The sequence below is a fragment of the Flavobacterium arundinis genome (assembly GCF_038289855.1).
GTDB classification, from domain to species: Bacteria; Bacteroidota; Bacteroidia; order Flavobacteriales; family Flavobacteriaceae; genus Flavobacterium; species Flavobacterium arundinis.
This window is the reverse complement of the sequence record NZ_JBBYHR010000003.1, coordinates 378,017-395,739: the sequence shown is the minus strand read 5'-3', so window position 1 is coordinate 395,739 and position 17,723 is coordinate 378,017. Positions and strand designations below refer to the sequence as shown.

The 17,723-nt window shown below is 43.6% G+C and carries 15 protein-coding genes; all 15 read left to right on the top strand.

Going from position 1 to position 17,723, the window contains the following annotated elements; translation table 11 throughout:
• Positions 1-5: 5 nt before the first annotated feature.
• Positions 6-908: a hypothetical protein gene (locus AAEO56_RS07460; RefSeq protein WP_341696401.1), complete on the top strand. Its 903-nt coding sequence runs from the start codon at positions 6-8 to the stop codon at positions 906-908.
• Between the two features lie 23 nt (positions 909-931).
• Positions 932-1,723 (top strand): TrmH family RNA methyltransferase, encoded by a 792-nt coding sequence (locus AAEO56_RS07455; protein ID WP_341696400.1) that lies wholly within the window; start codon positions 932-934, stop codon positions 1,721-1,723.
• Positions 1,724-1,731: 8 nt separating this feature from the next.
• The gene (locus AAEO56_RS07450) at positions 1,732-2,259 is read left to right on the top strand and encodes a hypothetical protein (protein WP_341696399.1); all 528 of its coding nucleotides are present in this window, start codon (positions 1,732-1,734) and stop codon (positions 2,257-2,259) included.
• Entirely contained in the window at positions 2,259-2,810 is a 552-nt protein-coding gene (locus AAEO56_RS07445; RefSeq protein ID WP_341696398.1) for a cupin domain-containing protein, read from the top strand. Before AAEO56_RS07450 ends, AAEO56_RS07445 begins: the two co-directional genes overlap by 1 nt.
• A gap of 233 nt (positions 2,811-3,043) precedes the next feature.
• Positions 3,044-3,316, top strand: coding sequence for an ArsR/SmtB family transcription factor (locus tag AAEO56_RS07440; RefSeq protein WP_341696397.1), 273 nt, complete (start codon positions 3,044-3,046; stop codon positions 3,314-3,316).
• A gap of 125 nt (positions 3,317-3,441) precedes the next feature.
• Entirely contained in the window at positions 3,442-4,194 is a 753-nt protein-coding gene (locus tag AAEO56_RS07435; RefSeq protein WP_341696396.1) for an SDR family NAD(P)-dependent oxidoreductase, read from the top strand.
• Positions 4,195-4,329: 135 nt separating this feature from the next.
• On the top strand, positions 4,330-6,552 hold the full coding sequence (locus AAEO56_RS07430; protein ID WP_341696531.1) for a RelA/SpoT family protein: 2,223 nt from the start codon (positions 4,330-4,332) through the stop codon (positions 6,550-6,552).
• A 229-nt stretch (positions 6,553-6,781) separates the two neighbouring features.
• Positions 6,782-7,291, top strand: a complete 510-nt coding sequence (locus tag AAEO56_RS07425) for a Fur family transcriptional regulator (protein WP_341696395.1) — start codon at positions 6,782-6,784, stop codon at positions 7,289-7,291.
• Between the two features lie 66 nt (positions 7,292-7,357).
• Positions 7,358-8,629, top strand: coding sequence for an adenylosuccinate synthase (locus AAEO56_RS07420; protein WP_341696394.1), 1,272 nt, complete (start codon positions 7,358-7,360; stop codon positions 8,627-8,629).
• Between the two features lie 156 nt (positions 8,630-8,785).
• On the top strand, positions 8,786-10,519 hold the full coding sequence (locus AAEO56_RS07415) for an OstA-like protein (RefSeq protein WP_341696393.1): 1,734 nt from the start codon (positions 8,786-8,788) through the stop codon (positions 10,517-10,519).
• 15 nt (positions 10,520-10,534) lie between these two features.
• Positions 10,535-11,722 (top strand): aspartate aminotransferase family protein, encoded by a 1,188-nt coding sequence (locus AAEO56_RS07410; RefSeq protein ID WP_341696392.1) that lies wholly within the window; start codon positions 10,535-10,537, stop codon positions 11,720-11,722.
• Positions 11,723-11,828: 106 nt separating this feature from the next.
• Positions 11,829-13,229 (top strand): tetratricopeptide repeat protein, encoded by a 1,401-nt coding sequence (locus AAEO56_RS07405; protein ID WP_341696391.1) that lies wholly within the window; start codon positions 11,829-11,831, stop codon positions 13,227-13,229.
• 74 nt (positions 13,230-13,303) lie between these two features.
• A complete protein-coding gene (locus AAEO56_RS07400; RefSeq protein WP_341696390.1) occupies positions 13,304-14,161 on the top strand; it encodes an energy transducer TonB in 858 nt (285 codons plus the stop codon).
• A complete protein-coding gene (locus AAEO56_RS07395; RefSeq protein ID WP_341696389.1) occupies positions 14,148-14,897 on the top strand; it encodes a shikimate dehydrogenase family protein in 750 nt (249 codons plus the stop codon). Before AAEO56_RS07400 ends, AAEO56_RS07395 begins: the two co-directional genes overlap by 14 nt.
• A 513-nt stretch (positions 14,898-15,410) precedes the next feature.
• Entirely contained in the window at positions 15,411-17,324 is a 1,914-nt protein-coding gene (locus AAEO56_RS07390) for a DUF349 domain-containing protein (RefSeq protein ID WP_407934958.1), read from the top strand.
• The last annotated feature ends 399 nt before the right edge of the window (positions 17,325-17,723 follow it).

Below are 17,723 nucleotides of genomic sequence, written 5' to 3'. Positions count from 1 at the left end.
TTATCATGAAGCTACACCATCTTTTCTGCCTGTCTGCTACACTGTTTCTTTTATCCTGTAAAAAAGAAAAAGTAGATGAAACGGTAACTGAAATCAAAGTCGATACCATAACCAAAGTGCAGCAAAAGAGTACTGAAAAAGAGCTTGAAAAACTGACCTCCGATTTTATAAAAAGAAAACAGGAAATCCAGGAAAAGCTCAAGAAGGCAGCCCCTTTGGAAGCCAACGCGCTTTATGAAGCTTTGGTAAAAGAAAACGGCGCAGAATTGTTAGCCATTGAAAAGCTTGAGGAGCATTTTATAAACAACTATTACAGTTACTTTTATAATGAGGAGAAGCAAATAACCCCGCCGGATTCCATACAGAAAAAAGTTGATCTGCTTACCAAAACAAAACTGGAAGTTTGGGATGTAGGCGAAGGGATAGTAGAGATACGTACCCTTCCAAGCTATTATATAGATATTTTTAAAAGTCGTGTAACGGAAGATTATAAAGAATTCATAGCCATAAATGCAGAAGAGGACAAGGAGTTGTTTGTAAATGATGCTGCGTTGGCTGTAGAATTGGGAGAAGCAGGCAGGCGTGTAATCAATTGGGAAAAGTTTATCGCAAAATACCCTGACAGCAAATTGATTGAACGTGCAAAATCAATATACCTCTTCTATCAGGACGCTTATCTGTTTGGTTTTGACAATACGCCTGTAAAAGATTATCAGACAAGGGAACTCTACAAGGAAAACCTGGATGATTTTAAAAAGTTCGTGGCCAAATATCCCGAGAGTCCCACTACCCGCCTGATACAGATCGTGATCAATAATACCGGCACTCATGACGAGCTGTCTGAGATAATAAACAAAGAACAGCAAAATATGGGCCTCGACACGACACCGTATGGAGATAGCGAGTAACTTTGCAGCTCTATTAGTAAAGCATGAAACAAATAACCAGCGCCCAGAACCCGTATATAAAACAGCTTGTGCTTTTGCAGGAGAAGGCAAAGGCGCGCAGGGAAACCGGCACCTTCCTTATTGAAGGCCAGCGTGAAACAGAGCTGGCGCGCAAAGGCGGCTATGAAATAGAAACCGTATTATTTGTTCCCGAAATGATCGCCGAAACACAGGTAAGATCCATCGCCGGAAGGCAGACCGAACTGATCGAAATCAGCCGCGAAGTGTACCAAAAACTGGCCTATCGCGATACCACCGAAGGAATGATCGCTGTAGCCAAAACCAAAAGCCTGAAGCTGGAAGACTTGATATTGGGCAATAACCCCCTGATATTGGTTGCCGAAGCCACAGAAAAGCCCGGAAACATTGGAGCATTGTTGCGTACTGCGGATGCGGCCAACCTGGATGCAGTCATCATAGCCAACCCGAAAAGCGACCTGTATAACCCGAATATCGTGCGCTCAAGCGTGGGTTGCCTATTTACCACTAACATTGCGACCGGAAGCACTGAAGAAGTGATCGCTTTCCTGAAATCTAAAAATATAAATATCTACTGCGCTACGCTACAGGATTCGGCACAGTACCATACGCAGGACTATACCGCACCAACGGCACTGGTTGTGGGTACTGAAGCTACGGGACTTTCCAATGAATGGCGCGAAGCATCGACAAAAAATATAATAATCCCAATGCAGGGCGTTATAGATTCTATGAACGTTTCTGTTGCTGCAGCCATATTGATGTTCGAGGCAAAAAGGCAGCGGGGATTTAAATAAAGTTTAAAATGAAATACTTGCTCTACATAATTCTATTCTTAAGCTTGCCAATATTCAGCCAGGACATTGAAGGTATTTCGTGGGACGAGGCGAAGATCAGCGATAAGATGACGCTTACCCTGTCCAAGGCGGAATTCGACAAGCGCTTTAAAAAGGCCGACAGCATTACCGACCCTACAGACAAGGAAATATGCGGCCGTGAGGAAGAAGCTACTGTAAAAATGGTGCATTATAAAGGCGCTAAATTTGAGCTGGATAACGGCATCATGAATTTCAGAAGTATAGATTTCACTAAAAACAGGAATACCTGGTTTTCTATTAAAGATAATTGGTTCGATCGTACGACTACACTAAAAAGCTTTACAAAAGACTTCCCCGCTTCTGCCTCTTTTGTTGAAGATGTTACCGACGCTGATGGCGATATCCTGGAAATGGTCGCGATCCTTCCTAAAGGCACCACCGAAGATTATGAGTGGCGCTTTTACTTCCGGGATGAAAAGCTGATTTTCCTTGAATGCTGGTTTCCCTGCAACTGATGGCAGAACCCAAAACATATTATAACCCTGTAAATGGCGAATATACGCGCATACTGGAATCGTCTGAAGACACGGATGGCGCTTACTCCCTGCTGGAAGTAAGCCTTTCTCCGGGTGGCGGCAACCCAGTGCACTACCACACCCGTTTCACCGAAGAATTTACAGCAGTAAAAGGAAACCTCGGACTGCAATACAAAAAGCAGGAACTGCACCTTAAACCGGGAGAAACACGTTTGGTTCCCATAGGCATCCCGCACAGGTTCTTTAATGATTCTGATGAAGCGATAGTTTTCAGGGTAATGCTAAGCCCCGGACAGCCCGGTTTCGAAGACTTTTTAAAAGTTATGTTCGGCCTTGTAAATGACGGGAAGACCATCACAAAGAACCAGATACCCAAAAATATTTACCATATCGCCGTAATGTACGAATGGGGCGATACGCATTTGGCAAACCCATTCTTCAGGCTTTTTTCGCCATTGGTGACGCTGTTTTATGCAAGAGCAATACGTATGGGAGTTGATAAGCAACTTTTGGAGAGGTATGCAAAATAAATAGAGGAACTACCACAGAGATACACAGAGAAATTTTGAGTTTGCGCATTCTGCACGAGTTCACAGAGTTTGTGTGATATACCGTAATGCTCTGTGTTCTCACACCAAAGGTATCATCTTAAAATCCTCCGAGTATCTCTGTGATCCCTCTGTGCCTCTCTGTGGCATAGCTTTAATTCACGCGATTAGGCTTTTAAAAATTAAATTGATAAATTTGCATTTTTAAATACATCATGAACCCAAAAGATATAGAACGCATTTCGAAAGCCCTGAGCGACCCTAACCGCCTGAAAATACTTGAGCAGGTTAAAGAACAGGGTAACATGGCTTGCGCGTGTATCATAAATTTTCTCAACCTGGCACAGCCTTCCGTGTCGCACCACATCAAGCAGCTTACTGATTCCGGCCTCCTTATACCCCACAAAGAAGGAAGAAACATCAGCTATACTATTGACAATACTATACTTAACGAATACATTACGTATTTGCAATCATTAGGGAAATAAAATATATAGATATATTTAAATATATTAATTAATATAATTACCTTTGTCTTTCATATTTCGAACAAACACTTTTTTTCCAAATATATCGAAATATTTAAATATATAAATAATTTAAATTAAAGAAAATGAATTTAAAGTTAGAAGGCAAAGTAGCCATAGTGACAGGAGCCAGTAAAGGGATCGGCGCAGGGATAGCTAAAAGCCTTGCAGCAGCAGGCGCAGCAGTAGCCGTTAATTATGTATCGGATAAAGCGGGCGCTGATAAAGCAGTGAGCCAGATAATTTCTGACGGCGGGAAGGCTTTTGCAGTTCAGGGAAATACAGGCAGCGAAGGCGATGTGCAGCGCATTTTTGAAGAAACAATTAAAAATTACGGAAGGCTGGACATCCTTGTGAATAACGCCGGTGTTTACAAATTTGAGTCACTGGAGGAGATCAGCCGTGAAGAATTTGACAGGCAGTTTGACACCAATGTGTATGGACCAATACTAACCACAAAGGAAGCAGCAAAACATTTTGGCGAAAAAGGCGGCAGCATTATAAACGTAAGTTCGGTATCCGCCCGGAAAGCAATGCCCGGTGCTGCGGTTTATTCGGCTACAAAAGCATCACTCGACATCATTTCGGAAACATTTGCCCTGGAGCTTGCACCGAAAAATATCCGCGTAAATGTTGTGGCACCCGGTCCGGTGGATACAGAAGGGTTTGCAACACTGGGACTTAAGGGCACTGATTTTGAAAAGGGATTAATCGCTCAAACGCCGTTGGGACGCATTGGGCAACCCGAAGATATAGGCCGCGTTGTTACGTTCCTGGCATCCGAAGATTCGGCATGGATTACAGGTGAGCGCATTACAACTGCAGGCGGAATGAAATAAGAATCGCCTGAAGGCACTATTTTAAACAGGCAGATTTTCTGCCTGTTTTTTATTATATGCTATTTAACAATATGTGAGTCATCTGTTGCAAATCATAAAACTTTTCTTTACTTTTAGTGATATATGAATGATACTATGACTGACGTTGATATAGAACTGGAAAATAAGGCAATTGCCAAAGAATATAAGGAACTGCTACGCATCAGTTACCAGACACTTTCAGAAGATGATAAAAAGCTGATACGCAAGGCATTTGATGTCGCTGTTGATGCCCATAAAGACCAGCGAAGGAAATCGGGGGAGGCCTATATCTTCCACCCTATTGCCGTGGCTAAAATTGTGGCATCGGAAATCGGATTGGGCGCTACTTCCATTGCGTCTGCGCTGCTTCATGATGTTGTTGAGGATACCGACATTACCGTTGAGGACATCGAAAGGATGTTTAACCCGAAGATCGCCAAGATCGTAGAAGGCCTCACGAAAATAGCCCAGGTAAAGACTGACCAGGAAATATCGATGCAGGCGGAAAACTTCCGTAAAATGCTTCTGACTCTTAATGATGATGTACGCGTGATCCTTATAAAGATCGCCGACAGGCTGCACAACATGCAGACAATGGGTTCTATGGCCGATTATAAGCAGGCCAAGATCGCCTCGGAAACGTTATACATCTACGCGCCGCTGGCCCACCGCCTGGGGCTTTATAACATAAAGACACAACTGGAGGATCTTGGGCTGAAATATACAGAACCCGCTGTTTACAATGACATTGTAAGCAAAATGAAGGAAACCAAGGAAGAGCAGGATGCCTATATCAAGGCGATCTCTGACATATTGCAGGCTTCGCTCGATGCCGAAGGGATAGAATACACCATCAAGGGCAGGCCAAAATCCATTTATTCCATACGCCGGAAAATGCTTGCCCAGGGTGTCACTTTTGACGAGGTGTATGACAAGTTTGCCCTGCGCATCATCTATAAGTCGACCCCGCATGAAGAAAAGTTCCTCGCATGGAAAATATACTCCATAGTAACAGATCATTACCGCCCAAGCCCAAGCAGGCTGCGGGATTGGATATCTTCGCCCAAATCGACCGGCTATGAGGCGCTGCACATTACCGTTATGGGGCCTAAAGGCCGCTGGGTAGAGATACAGGTACGCAGTGAACGCATGGACGAAGTGGCGGAAAAAGGCTATGCCGCCCACTATAAATACAAACAGGGCGGCAATAACGAAGAGCATGGCCTCGAAACGTGGCTCAACCTGTTGAAGGAAGCGCTCGAAAATTCATCGGCCAATGCGGTGGATTTTGTGGAAGACTTTAAACTGAACCTGTACGCCAAAGAAATCTATGTATTTACACCAAAAGGCGAAATAAAATCGCTGCCCAAAGGAGCTACCTCGCTCGATTTTGCCTTCAGCATCCACTCGGAGATTGGTATAAGGACGCGGGGCACGCGGGTAAACGGTAAGCTGGTGCCTTTAAACCACGTACTGAACAGCGGCGACCAGGTAGAGGTGATCACTTCGCAAAACCAAAAGCCCAACCCGAGCTGGCTGGATTATGTAACCACAGCAAGGGCCAAGAACAAAATAAAGAACGTGCTTAACGAAAGCACCAAGAAAATAGCCGAAGACGGAAGGGAATTGCTTACGCGAAAACTGCGCCACCTTAAAATTACGCTTAATGAAGCTACGGTTAATGAGCTTGTGAATTACTTTAAGCTAAAAACCAGCCTCGACCTGTTTTACCGTGTTGGCGTGGGTACAATTGAAAACCAGCAGCTCAAGGATTATGCAGCGTTGAAGAGCAATTCGTTCATGAACTTCTTTAAAGGCAAGATCAAGCGTACGCCAAACCTGCCTCCCGAGCAGTTGCAGAAAGAAGAGATCAGCCGTAATTATGATCTTTTGGTTTTCGGAAAGAATGAAGACAAGCTGGATTATAAGCTTTCGAATTGCTGTAACCCCATTCCGGGTGACGATGTTTTTGGGTTTGTAACGATTAATGAAGGCATAAAAGTGCATAAAAAAGACTGCCCGAATGCCATAAGGCTGCAAAGCAACTATGCCTACCGCATTATCCAGGCGAAGTGGATCGACTCCTCCCAGGAAGAGTTTAAGGCAACATTGAAAATTACGGGTATGGACTCACTCGGCCTTACCAATGAGCTTACCAAAGTTATTTCGAACAATATGAATGTAAATATCCAGAGCATCTCCCTTAGTGGTAATGCGGGAATATTCAACGGGCAGCTTACCGTTGTGGTGCAGAACAACACCATCCTTAAAAAGATGATGGAGAATATTAAAAAGATAGACGGGATTGATAAAGTGACGCGGATTTATAATAATTAGGCATAAAAAATTCGTATCATTCATTCAATTACCCAACAGAAACTTTGCGATGCAGAATTGAACCGCAAGGTGCAAAAATTTGTTGAAATCATTCTTTTGACAAAAATACAGATTATAGTTTAGCATAACGAGGGAAACACAAGATTGCCTCGAAATCTGAATAGCTATTTGCCAAACCCTTTCCACTTCCCAAAAATTAGATTATCTTTGCCTAATTGATACCAAACCCATGGAAAATAATAAAAACCAGGACATTGTAAAAAATGTTTTTACAAAATTCCTTGAAGATAAAGGCCACAGGAAAACACCTGAGCGCTATGCTATTCTCCAGGAAATATACAACAGCCAGGAGCACTTTGACATCGAGTCGCTGTACATAAAAATGAAGAACAAGAACTATCGTGTGAGTCGTGCAACGCTGTACAACACGATAGAGCTGCTATTGGACTGCGGCCTTGTACGGAGGCACCAGTTTGGCCAGAACCAGAGCCATTATGAGAAATCGTACTTCGACAGGCAGCATGACCACATTATCATGACCGATACCGGCGAGGTGATCGAGTTTTGCGACCCCCGCATCCAGTCGATCAAAAAAACGATAGAGGAGATTTTTGGAATTGAAATTCACAATCATTCTTTATACCTTTACGGCCACAGAAAAGTCCCTGTCGCTGTAGCGGACGATGTGAACGACGTGAAGACCGATGCTGAAGCGACACCGGCCACAAACCAACCCTAAAAGGATTGGTTTTTATTTTTTATTGAATATTCATAACTACAACATAAACAACTAACAACTAAACGAATGACTGTAGATTTGCTGCTAGGATTACAGTGGGGTGACGAAGGCAAAGGAAAAATTGTTGACGTGCTTACTTCCAAATATGACATTATTGCCCGTTTCCAGGGCGGCCCGAATGCCGGGCACACACTGGAATTTGACGGCATAAAACACGTACTAAGAACAATTCCATCAGGGATATTCCACAAAAATTCCATCAACATTATTGGCAATGGTGTGGTAATGGATCCTGTGGTTTTCCAGAAAGAGCTTGAAGGCCTGGAGAAATTCAACATCGATATCAAATCAAGGCTACTGATATCAAGGAAAGCACACCTTATACTCCCTACGCACCGTCTGCTTGACGCAGCATCGGAAACATCGAAAGGCAAAGCGAAAATAGGCTCTACGCTGAAAGGCATCGGGCCAACCTATATGGACAAGACCGGAAGGAACGGCATCCGCGTAGGCGATATCGAGCTTGAAGATTTTAAAGACCGCTACCGTGCGCTTGCTGACAAGCACCAGGCAATGATCGACTTTTATAACGTTGCGCTTGAATACGACCTTGAAGAACTGGAGACAGAATTTTTCACTGCCGTAGAAGAACTTAAGAAACTAACCTTCATCGACAGCGAGGAATACCTGAACAAAGCCATGAAGGAAGGAAAAACTATTCTTGCTGAAGGTGCTCAGGGCTCCCTGCTTGACATCGATTTTGGGACGTATCCCTTTGTAACATCATCAAACACTACGGCTGCCGGAGCATGTACAGGGCTTGGCATTGCACCAAATAAAGTAAAAGACGTGTTCGGGATATTCAAAGCATATACCACCCGTGTGGGCAGCGGCCCCTTCCCTACTGAGCTCTTCGACGAGGATGGTGCTACTATGGCCCGCGTTGGGAACGAATTCGGGTCGGTAACAGGGCGTGCGAGGCGCTGCGGATGGCTTGATCTTGTTGCGCTGAAATATGCGGTGCAAGTGAATGGCGTGACCCAATTGTACATGATGAAAGGCGATGTGCTTTCAGGATTCGATACGCTGAAAGTATGCACAGCCTACGAATATAAAGGCAAAACAACCGATTACCTCCCCTACAACATTGAGCCGGAAAATGTAACCCCGGTATTTGTAGAGAAAAAAGGTTGGGCTGCCGACCTTACAGGAATGACAACTTACGAAGAGCTTCCTGCTGAACTGAAAGAATATATAGAGTTTATCGAAAAAGAACTGGAAGTACCTATTAAAGTTGTATCGGTAGGCCCGGACAGGACACAGACGATAATGAAGTAAATACATAAGGGCGTTTCCCTACAAGACCCCAAAGGTTTAAAAACCTTTGGGGTCTTTGTTTGCAATGAAATAATAACTCATGCGTTAACAATACAATAAAACACGGCACAGCTATTGTGATATTATTTGCGTAAATTTGCCTCAAATTTTTAGACATTGAAAAAACTGTTTTTCTTTATCATAAGCCTAATAGTAGTATGTGGCACAGCATCATTCGCACAGGAAAAGAAGAAGATCATCATTGAAAATTCTGATTTTACTGAAATGAACCAGAATGAAGTTCCCGGAGCTGTGATACTTACCGGAAATGTAAAAATATTACACGACGGTGTGAGGATCACCTGCAACAAGGCCTACCATTTTACAGACGAGAACTATATAAAGCTCTTTGGTAATGTAAAACTAAACCAGGGTGACTCCCTGTTTATGGACAGCCGCTATGCGGAATATAATGGAGACAAGAAATTTGCCTATGCTACCGGCAATGTCGTGATGCGCTCGCCGGATATGACCCTCACCACAGATACCATTAATCTTGACAGGGCGATACAGCAGGCATACTACAATTCCTATGGCACTATCGTCAACAAAGACAATGTGCTAAAAAGCAAGTCGGGGCGGTATATTGTAGGGGAGAAAAAATACGAGTTCAGGACGGCGGTTACAATGACCAACCCTAAGCACGTACTCAAGTCGAACAACCTTGATTATTATACCAACTCCGGGCATTCGTATGTATTTGGGCCAAGTACCATCACCAGCAAAGAAGATTACGTTTACACCGAAAAAGGTTTTTACGATACACGTAAAAAGCAGGCTAAGCTCTATACCAATTCTTACATAAAGTACGACACCCAGATTATCCGGGGTGATGAGATGTATTATGACCAGGTTACGCAATTTGCCACGGCAAAACGGAACGTCAGCGTTATTGATACTGTAAATAAATTTAAGGGGACAGGCCATTATGCTGAAGTGTACCGTGCGAAAGACTCGGTCATGTTTACCCAGCGCGCGCTCGTAGCTACAGTCGTCGAAAATGATACGCTTTTCACTCATGCCAAAAGAATGATCGTGACCGGGAAACCGGGATGCAGGATCGTACGGGGGTATAATAATGCACGTTTCTACAAGATCGATATGAATGGCAAGTGTGATTCCATCCATTCCGATGAGGAAAAGGGGCTGACACAACTCATACGAAGGCCGGTAGTATTCAATGGGCTTAACCAAATCACGGGCGATGTTATACACCTCATATCCAATGCAAAAACGGAACAGCTCGACTCCCTTAAAGTATTAAACAATGCTTTTATAATCCAAAAAGATACATTAGGCACGGGGTATAACCAGCTTAAAGGCGCGAACCTGTACGGGAAGTTTAAGGACAACAAGCTATCGGAAGTTGACCTGGTAAAAAATACTGAAAAGATCTACTTTATGTATGATGATGACGATGAGCTTATTGGAATCGACAAAGGCGTAAGCAGCAGGATACACCTTGATATTGAGAATAATGAGATCATTGCAGTAACCTCCTTTACCAATATTGAAAGCAATTCCTACCCGGATAAAGAACTACCCGAGAACGTACGTAAGCTCAGGGGATTCCTTTGGCGCGGTGATGAGATCATAAAGAGCAAAGAGGATATTTTCCCTCCCGAAGAAGAGGAACTCAATGATAAAATTGTCGAGCAGAGCAAAAAGGAAAAACTGAAAGAAGACACTCCTATGGAGCCGCTCCCGCAGACAGTAAATTATGATAAAGACCACCCGGCGCCGAAGCCGGCCACACCTAAACCTGAAACCTCAAAGCCAGAAACCGTAAAGCAACCTTCATCGGCCACTGCCCCACCGAAAGCGGCCCCTAAGAAAAAGCCTAAGAAGTAACCGGCACTTTTAACCATGATTGAAGATTTTTACAAATACCAGGCACAGACTTCCCCTTATCCCTTAGGAATGGAAGTTTCTCATGCCAAAGGCTCCTATATATACGATACGAAAGGCAACGCCTACCTCGACTTTGTAGCAGGGGTTTCGGCAGCAAGCTTAGGCCACCAGCACCCAAGGGTAAATGGCGCTATAATAGACCAGCTGAATAAATATTCGCACGTGATGGTATACGGTGAATATGCACAGCATCCCGCGACGGAATTCTGCCGCCTGCTGGCACAGCACCTACCTGAAAAACTTAGCAAAACCTACCTCGTGAATTCAGGCACTGAAGCTACAGAAGGCGCACTGAAACTGGCACGCAGGGTAACCGGAAGGAGTCAGCTTATTTCGTGTTTCAACGCCTATCACGGCAACACGATGGGCTCGATGAGCGTAATGGGATTTGAGGAACGCAAGCAAATATTCAGGCCGCTGATTCCCGATGTGGATTTTATCACCTTCAATAACGAAGACGACCTGCAAAAGATAACTACAAAGACCGCGGGCATTATCCTCGAAACCATTCAGGGAGGCGCCGGGTTTATACAGCCCCATAACGATTTCCTTAAAAAGGTAAGACAGCGTTGCGACGAAATGGGCGCCCTGATGATACTCGATGAGATACAGCCCGGCTTTGGGCGAACCGGAAAATTGTTCGGTTTCCAAAACTATGATGTCGTTCCCGACGTAATTGTAATGGGTAAAGGCATGGGTGGCGGAATGCCGGTAGGCGCCTTCACTGCATCGGCTGAAATGATGGATCTTTTAAGCCATAATCCTAAGCTTGGGCACATCACCACTTTTGGGGGCCATCCTGTAATTGCGGCGGCATGTCTTGCAACATTGCAGGAAATAACGGAAACTGACATAATGGCGCAGGCTTTGCAAAAAGAAATACTCTTCAGGAAACTGTTGGTACATCCGCTTATAAAAGAAGTACGCGGCGAAGGGCTGATGCTGGCCGCGATGACCGAAAACGCCGATATCACTAATAAAGTGATCCTGCAATGCCAGGAAAAAGGACTGATATTGTTCTGGCTATTGTTTGAAGGCACTGCAATAAGGATAACGCCTCCCCTCACCATATCGGAAGAAGAAATAAAAGAGGGATGTGGCATTATTATTGAAGTTATGAATGAGATATTGGCAAGGCAATAAAAACGCTATTTAAGTGTTAATTAAATTGTTCAAAAGATATCTTAATTAATTCCTTTTTACGGTAACTATTCGTAACTTTAAGAAGGATAATTTTAAACAAAAGACTATGAATTTGAGTCACGAAGAAGAAGATCACAGTTTATCCTTATCAAAGTTCGAATCTATGTTGAAGACCAACAAAGTATTCTTCTTTGACTCCGAAGAGTTCGAGGACATTATTCTTCACTACCTCGACTCCGGAAAAATCAATTTAGCTAAAAAGGCCTTAAAACTCGGCTTGGAACAGCATCCCAGGTCAACAGGCTTAAAATTAGTACAAGTAGAGATTTTAGTTTTTGACGATAAGCTCGAAATTGCCGAGCGCTTGCTGAATGAATTATACGCCATAGAGCCTACTAACGAAGAAATATATATCCAGAAAGCCAACATTTATTCTAAGAGGGACGACCATGAAAAAGCGGTCGAACTCCTGCAGATAGCCCTGAAATATACCGATGATTTTGCCGATGTTTATTCGCTTATTGGTATGGAATACCTGTTTATGGACAACCTGGAACTGGCAAGAGACAATTTTATCAAGTGCCTTGAAGAGGATACCGAAGACCACTCCGCCTTATATAACGTAGTGTATTGCTTCGATTTTCTTGACCAGAACCTTGAAGCTATCGAATTCCTTAATGGCTTCATAGACAAGAACCCGTATAGCGAAGTGGCATGGCACCAGTTGGGCAGGCAATATTATGCTATAAAAGATTATACCGGAGCATTGCGTGCGTTTGATTACGCAACGCTGATAGATGACAGTTTCCTTGGTGCATTCCTGGAAAGGGCTAAAACGCTGGAAAGGCTGAAACGCTATGAAGATGCCATTGAGTGCTATAACATTACCATGGAGCTTGACGACCCGACATCGTATGCATTGCTACGTGTGGGGAAATGCCATGAACGCCTTGGTAACCATGAAAAAGCATTGAAATTTTACCTGAGGACGGTTCACGAAGACCCGCTATTGGATAAAGCATGGATTGCCATTACCGACTTTTACATTCGTCGTAAAAATTACCAGAAAGCGCTATATTATGTAAACAAAGCCAATGGTATCGACAATGAGAACAAACTGTACTGGAAACGTTATGCGATCATCAATAAAGCATTGGGCTTTCATGAGGAGTCTGAAGAAGGGTATCGCAAGGCTGTAGAGTTTGGCGATTACCAGTTGGACACATGGCTTTTCTGGACAGACAGCCTTATAACGCTGGGCGAATATGATACAGCCATTATTACATTGTTGCAGGCCTGCGAATATTTTCCTGAAGAGTATGAGATCGAGTACCGCCTTGCGGGATTGTATTTTACGCAGCAGGAATCAGATAAAGCGATATTCCACCTTAGCAACGGGTTAAGGCTTAACTATAAGAACAATACCCTGATTGAGGAGTTTTTCCCTTCGGTATGGTATTCGGATGTTGTTCAGGATGCTATTGCAAAACATAAAAAGAAAAAATAACCGCTTAGTTTAGGTAAACCCGACAGAGCCCACGCTTTGCCGGGTTTTTTTATGACTTTGAAAACATCATAGGAATGAAAAAGTTGTATTTGGCTTTTGGTATTTTGTCACTTCTTATATCCGTGAATTCTTACGGACAGGTAAAGCCTGTTGAAAAGAACCGGGAGGTAGATGAAGAAAAACTCATAAGACTTGATGATGATTACCCTGATGTTGTCCCTCCCCAACCCGGGGAACTTCAGAATGAAGATACGATCTACGAACTTTCAGGTGTAGAAGTACTGCCAGAATTTCCCGGTGGCATAAAATCATGCATGGCTTTTTTTGACAAGAATATCAGGAAAGATGATTTTGTGGATGCGCCTGATGGAACGTATAAAGTTCATGTTACTTTTATAGTAGAAAAGGACGGAAGTATGACAAATGCCACATTGCTGAGGGATCCGGGATACGGAATAGGAAAAGAGGTGCTTAGGGTCCTGAAGAGCATGAAATATAAATGGAGACCAGGAATACTGAACGGAAAGATGGTAAGAGTTCGTTACCTGTTACAAATACCGGTAACATTGGGTACTCCAAAGGCTACAGGTAAAGACGCAATAACTGAAGACGAGACAATTTACAGCTATGGTGTTGATAAACAACCGGAATTTGCCCCTGAAAAAGATGCCTTTACAAAATACCTTATTTCCAAACTTAAAACCGGAACTCCCACTGATGAACCATTTAAAGCAATGCTACATATTTCGTTCATCGTAGAGAAAGACGGGACAGTTTCCAGCCCTGAAGTCCGCGATAACTCACACCGGCTTGAGAAAACGCTGATAAATGCTTTGCTTAAATCGCCAAAATGGAAGCCCGCCGAGAAAGACGGGAAAAAAGTGAGGTATAAAGTATCACTACCAATTGTTTATCAAAATGGCAAAAACTAAAATATACGGGCTGGTTGGCCGCAATATCAGCTATTCATTTTCCGCAGGATATTTCACTAAGAAATTCGGAACGAAAAAAGAGTTGGGCAACTGCACCTACACTAATTTTGATATCCAGGATATAAAACAGATACACGGAATTATAGAAAACACACCTAAACTAAAAGGGCTTAACGTGACCATTCCCTATAAAGAGGAAGTCATACCATTGTTAGACTCCCTATCTAAAACCGCCAAGGTTATAGGCGCCGTGAATACTATAAAGATATCCAAGGACGGCAAGCTGAAAGGCTATAATACCGACCATCATGGTTTTAAAAAAGCATTACAGCCTTTGCTGCAACCGCATCACACAAAAGCCCTCATTTTAGGTACGGGTGGGGCTTCCAAGGCGGTAGCTTATGCCCTGCGTAAAATGAAGATCGAATATGACTTTGTTTCGCGCAAAGAAACCGACACTGTTTTTTCTTATGATAACCTTGATGAAGAGATATTCAGCGAATACCAAATTATCATTAACACTACCCCACTCGGCACATTTCCAAATATTGAAGAGTGCCCTCCAATAGATTACAGCCTTTTTACCGATAAACACATTGCTTTCGACCTCGTCTATAATCCGTCGGTAACCAAATACTTACGACTGGCAAAGGCCAATGGGGCTGTTACTGAAAACGGTTATGCCATGCTGGTACACCAGGCTGAAAAGGCTTGGAAAATATGGAATGAGAAATAAACACTTCATCTCCTGATTAATAAAATCTTAGCTTTCTTTTAAAATTATTGTACATAAGGGCAGAAATTCATGTTTTTCTTTGAATTTTAAACTGGCTTTACTATCTTTCGGCATTAAAGTAGTAAACCCTTAAGCATTTACACAATGTTAGAAGAAAAGAATGATAACCTGCATGACGCAGATGGAGAGGAACTGAACGAAGTGAACGGTACCGTAAACAAAGACTTTGTGCCTGAAGACGGTGCAGTTGATGGTGACGACATGCCCGTTGTTCACGAAACAGAAGGACAATTGCCTTTTGCTCCGAAAGAACTATTGGATGCCGCTAAAGTAGCTGAAGATCCTACTGAAAATGAAGATGAAACTATTGAGGCTAACGAAAAGGCTGAAACACCGCTTGCTGAAAGTGCGGAGGTAGCAGAACCTGAAGCGCCTGCTACGGAAAGTGAAGCTGCTAAAGAAGAAGCTGACGATAGCAGTGCCGGGATTGCAGCGGCAGAAGCTACTGCAGAAATGGCAGAAGCCCATAAGGAAAGCTATGCTCCCGAAGTAGTTGCCGATGAAACAAAAATAGACGAACCGGTTGCCGAAGCTACGGCTCCGGCTGCTGAAACAGAAGATACTTCGCTTTCGGCAGTAGAGTCGATTGCTGAAAGCAATGCCGAAGAAGGCGAAGATGAATCGCTGGCCGAAAGGCACGATATACCAATGCAGGATTATGACGCATTGAGCATGGATCAGCTTCACGACGAGCTTGAAAAACTGATGGGCAATGAAAAAGTGATGTCGGTAAAAGAGCATGTTGAGGAAATAAGAAAAGCCTTTTATGCTAAGTACAATCATTTTATTGAGGAGAAAAAAGACGAGTACAGCCATGAAAACAATGGCGACACTACCGATTTTGAATACCATTTCCCGCTAAAAAATAAGTTTGATACCCTTTACAACCAGTACAGGGACAAAAAGAATAGCCATTTTAAGAAAGTACAGGGCGACCTTAAAGGCAACCTCGAAAACAGGCTAGCGATTATAGAGGAACTTAAAAACCTGACTGATGGTGGCGAGAGCATGAAAGATGCGCTGAAGCAGGTAACCGAACTCCGTGAGCGCTGGAAGAATGCAGGCCCCATACCACGTGATAAATACAACCACGTGTGGAATAACTTCCACTTCCATATAGAGCGTTTTTATGACCACCTGCACCTTGACAGGGAGGCCCGCGATATGGACTTTAAGCACAACCTGGAGCAGAAGCAAAAGATAATAACACGTGTTGAGGAACTGGTAAAAGAAGAAGATATCAACAAGGCTTTCCGCGAATTGCAGGCATTGCATAAAATTTGGAAAGAAGAGATAGGCCCGGTATCACGCGACCACCGAGAAGAGATATGGAACCGTTTCAGCGAGCTTACCAAGCAGCTGCATGACAAGCGCGAAGCGTTGTTTGCTAAAAGCCGTGAGCTTGAAGAGGAAAACCTTGCCAGGAAAAAAGATATCATTGCACAGATCGATGCCATAGCTGCCGAAAAAATAACAGCCCATAGCGCATGGCAGGGACAGATAGACCGCATCGAAGCATTGAGGGAGCAATTCTTTAAAGCCGGGAAAGTGCCTATTGAAGTGAATGAAGATACCTGGGCTGCCTTCAAGAATGCCGTAAGGAATTTCAACACTGTAAAGAACTCGTTTTATAAAGACATTAAAAAAGACCAGCAGGACAACCTCAACAGGAAGCTTGCATTGGTAGAACGGGCAAATTCGCTTAAAGACAGTGAAGATTTTGAAGCCACTACCCAAATAATGAAGCAGATACAGGACGAATGGAAAACCATTGGCCACGTGCCAAGGAAATATTCGGATACTGTATGGAAGGATTTCAAGGCTGCCTGCAACCATTACTTTGACAGGCTGCATGCCAACAGGAACGAAGCCAATAAAGAAGAGATAGATGCCTTTGACAAGAAAAAGGAATACCTGGACAGCATGAAGGATTTCGAGCTTACAGGCGACCACAAAACCGACCTTGATGCTATTAAAAAACATATTGAGAATTGGAAAGGTATGGGTCGTGTACCTCAGGCAAGAAGGCACATTGAAGGCAAATTCAACAAGATACTCGATGCACTGTTTGATAAGCTGAGCCTGTCTAAAAAAGAGACAGACATGGTGAAATTCAGCAACCGCCTTGAGCAGATGGCCGAAGGTGACGATACCCGCAGGCTGGAGAACGAGCAGCTGTTCATTATGCGCAAGATCGATGAGATCCAGGCGGAGATCTTCCAGTTGGAGAATAACATCCAGTTCTTCTCTAATGCAAAAGGTGATAACCCATTTGTAAAGGAAGTCCGCAAGAATATTGAGCGCCACAAAGATGAGCTCAAGACATGGAAAGACAAGCTTAAGCAAATACGAAGCATGAAGCAATAATAACAAACCCCGGCCTGTAAAGCTGGGGTTTTTGCTTACTACGCGTAACTGCATCAATTTCACGAATAGGCAATTAACGATTAAGGACATTTGGGCGTGCCGGCTCCGTGCCTCCACCGTCGGGCCAACCGCTGTATCCCCGCTGAAAAAGCGGGGGATGCCGCTTCTGTCCCTCACGCAGACGTATAACTGACCAGAAAGGTTTTCAAAACAAATTAGGAAGACACAGGGATTTTCATATACCGCTCCGCCGGAGCTCTGAACGCTTAATAATAACGAACGCTATAAACATACCGCCCCGCTGGGGCTATGCTTATAAGTCCCAAACGGAAGACATATTTACCGCAAACAATAGCCGATGCGTACATGAGTTTTGGAGAAATGGCATATTAAAACTTC

Bases quoted from the DNA above. Each gene is read 5' to 3' on its own strand.
- AAEO56_RS07405 (WP_341696391.1), top strand. From the start codon at position 11,829: ATGAATTTGAGTCACGAAGAAGAAGATCACAGTTTATCCTTATCAAAG.
- AAEO56_RS07425 (WP_341696395.1), top strand. From the start codon at position 6,782: ATGGAAAATAATAAAAACCAGGACATTGTAAAAAATGTTTTTACAAAA.
- AAEO56_RS07455 (WP_341696400.1), top strand. From the start codon at position 932: ATGAAACAAATAACCAGCGCCCAGAACCCGTATATAAAACAGCTTGTG.
- AAEO56_RS07450 (WP_341696399.1), top strand. From the start codon at position 1,732: ATGAAATACTTGCTCTACATAATTCTATTCTTAAGCTTGCCAATATTC.
- AAEO56_RS07400 (WP_341696390.1), top strand. From the start codon at position 13,304: ATGAAAAAGTTGTATTTGGCTTTTGGTATTTTGTCACTTCTTATATCC.
- AAEO56_RS07395 (WP_341696389.1), top strand. From the start codon at position 14,148: ATGGCAAAAACTAAAATATACGGGCTGGTTGGCCGCAATATCAGCTAT.
- AAEO56_RS07430 (WP_341696531.1), top strand. From the start codon at position 4,330: ATGACTGACGTTGATATAGAACTGGAAAATAAGGCAATTGCCAAAGAA.
- AAEO56_RS07390 (WP_407934958.1), top strand. From the start codon at position 15,411: ATGGCAGAAGCCCATAAGGAAAGCTATGCTCCCGAAGTAGTTGCCGAT.
- AAEO56_RS07460 (WP_341696401.1), top strand. From the start codon at position 6: ATGAAGCTACACCATCTTTTCTGCCTGTCTGCTACACTGTTTCTTTTA.
- AAEO56_RS07420 (WP_341696394.1), top strand. From the start codon at position 7,358: ATGACTGTAGATTTGCTGCTAGGATTACAGTGGGGTGACGAAGGCAAA.
- AAEO56_RS07410 (WP_341696392.1), top strand. From the start codon at position 10,535: ATGATTGAAGATTTTTACAAATACCAGGCACAGACTTCCCCTTATCCC.
- AAEO56_RS07435 (WP_341696396.1), top strand. From the start codon at position 3,442: ATGAATTTAAAGTTAGAAGGCAAAGTAGCCATAGTGACAGGAGCCAGT.
- AAEO56_RS07445 (WP_341696398.1), top strand. From the start codon at position 2,259: ATGGCAGAACCCAAAACATATTATAACCCTGTAAATGGCGAATATACG.
- AAEO56_RS07440 (WP_341696397.1), top strand. From the start codon at position 3,044: ATGAACCCAAAAGATATAGAACGCATTTCGAAAGCCCTGAGCGACCCT.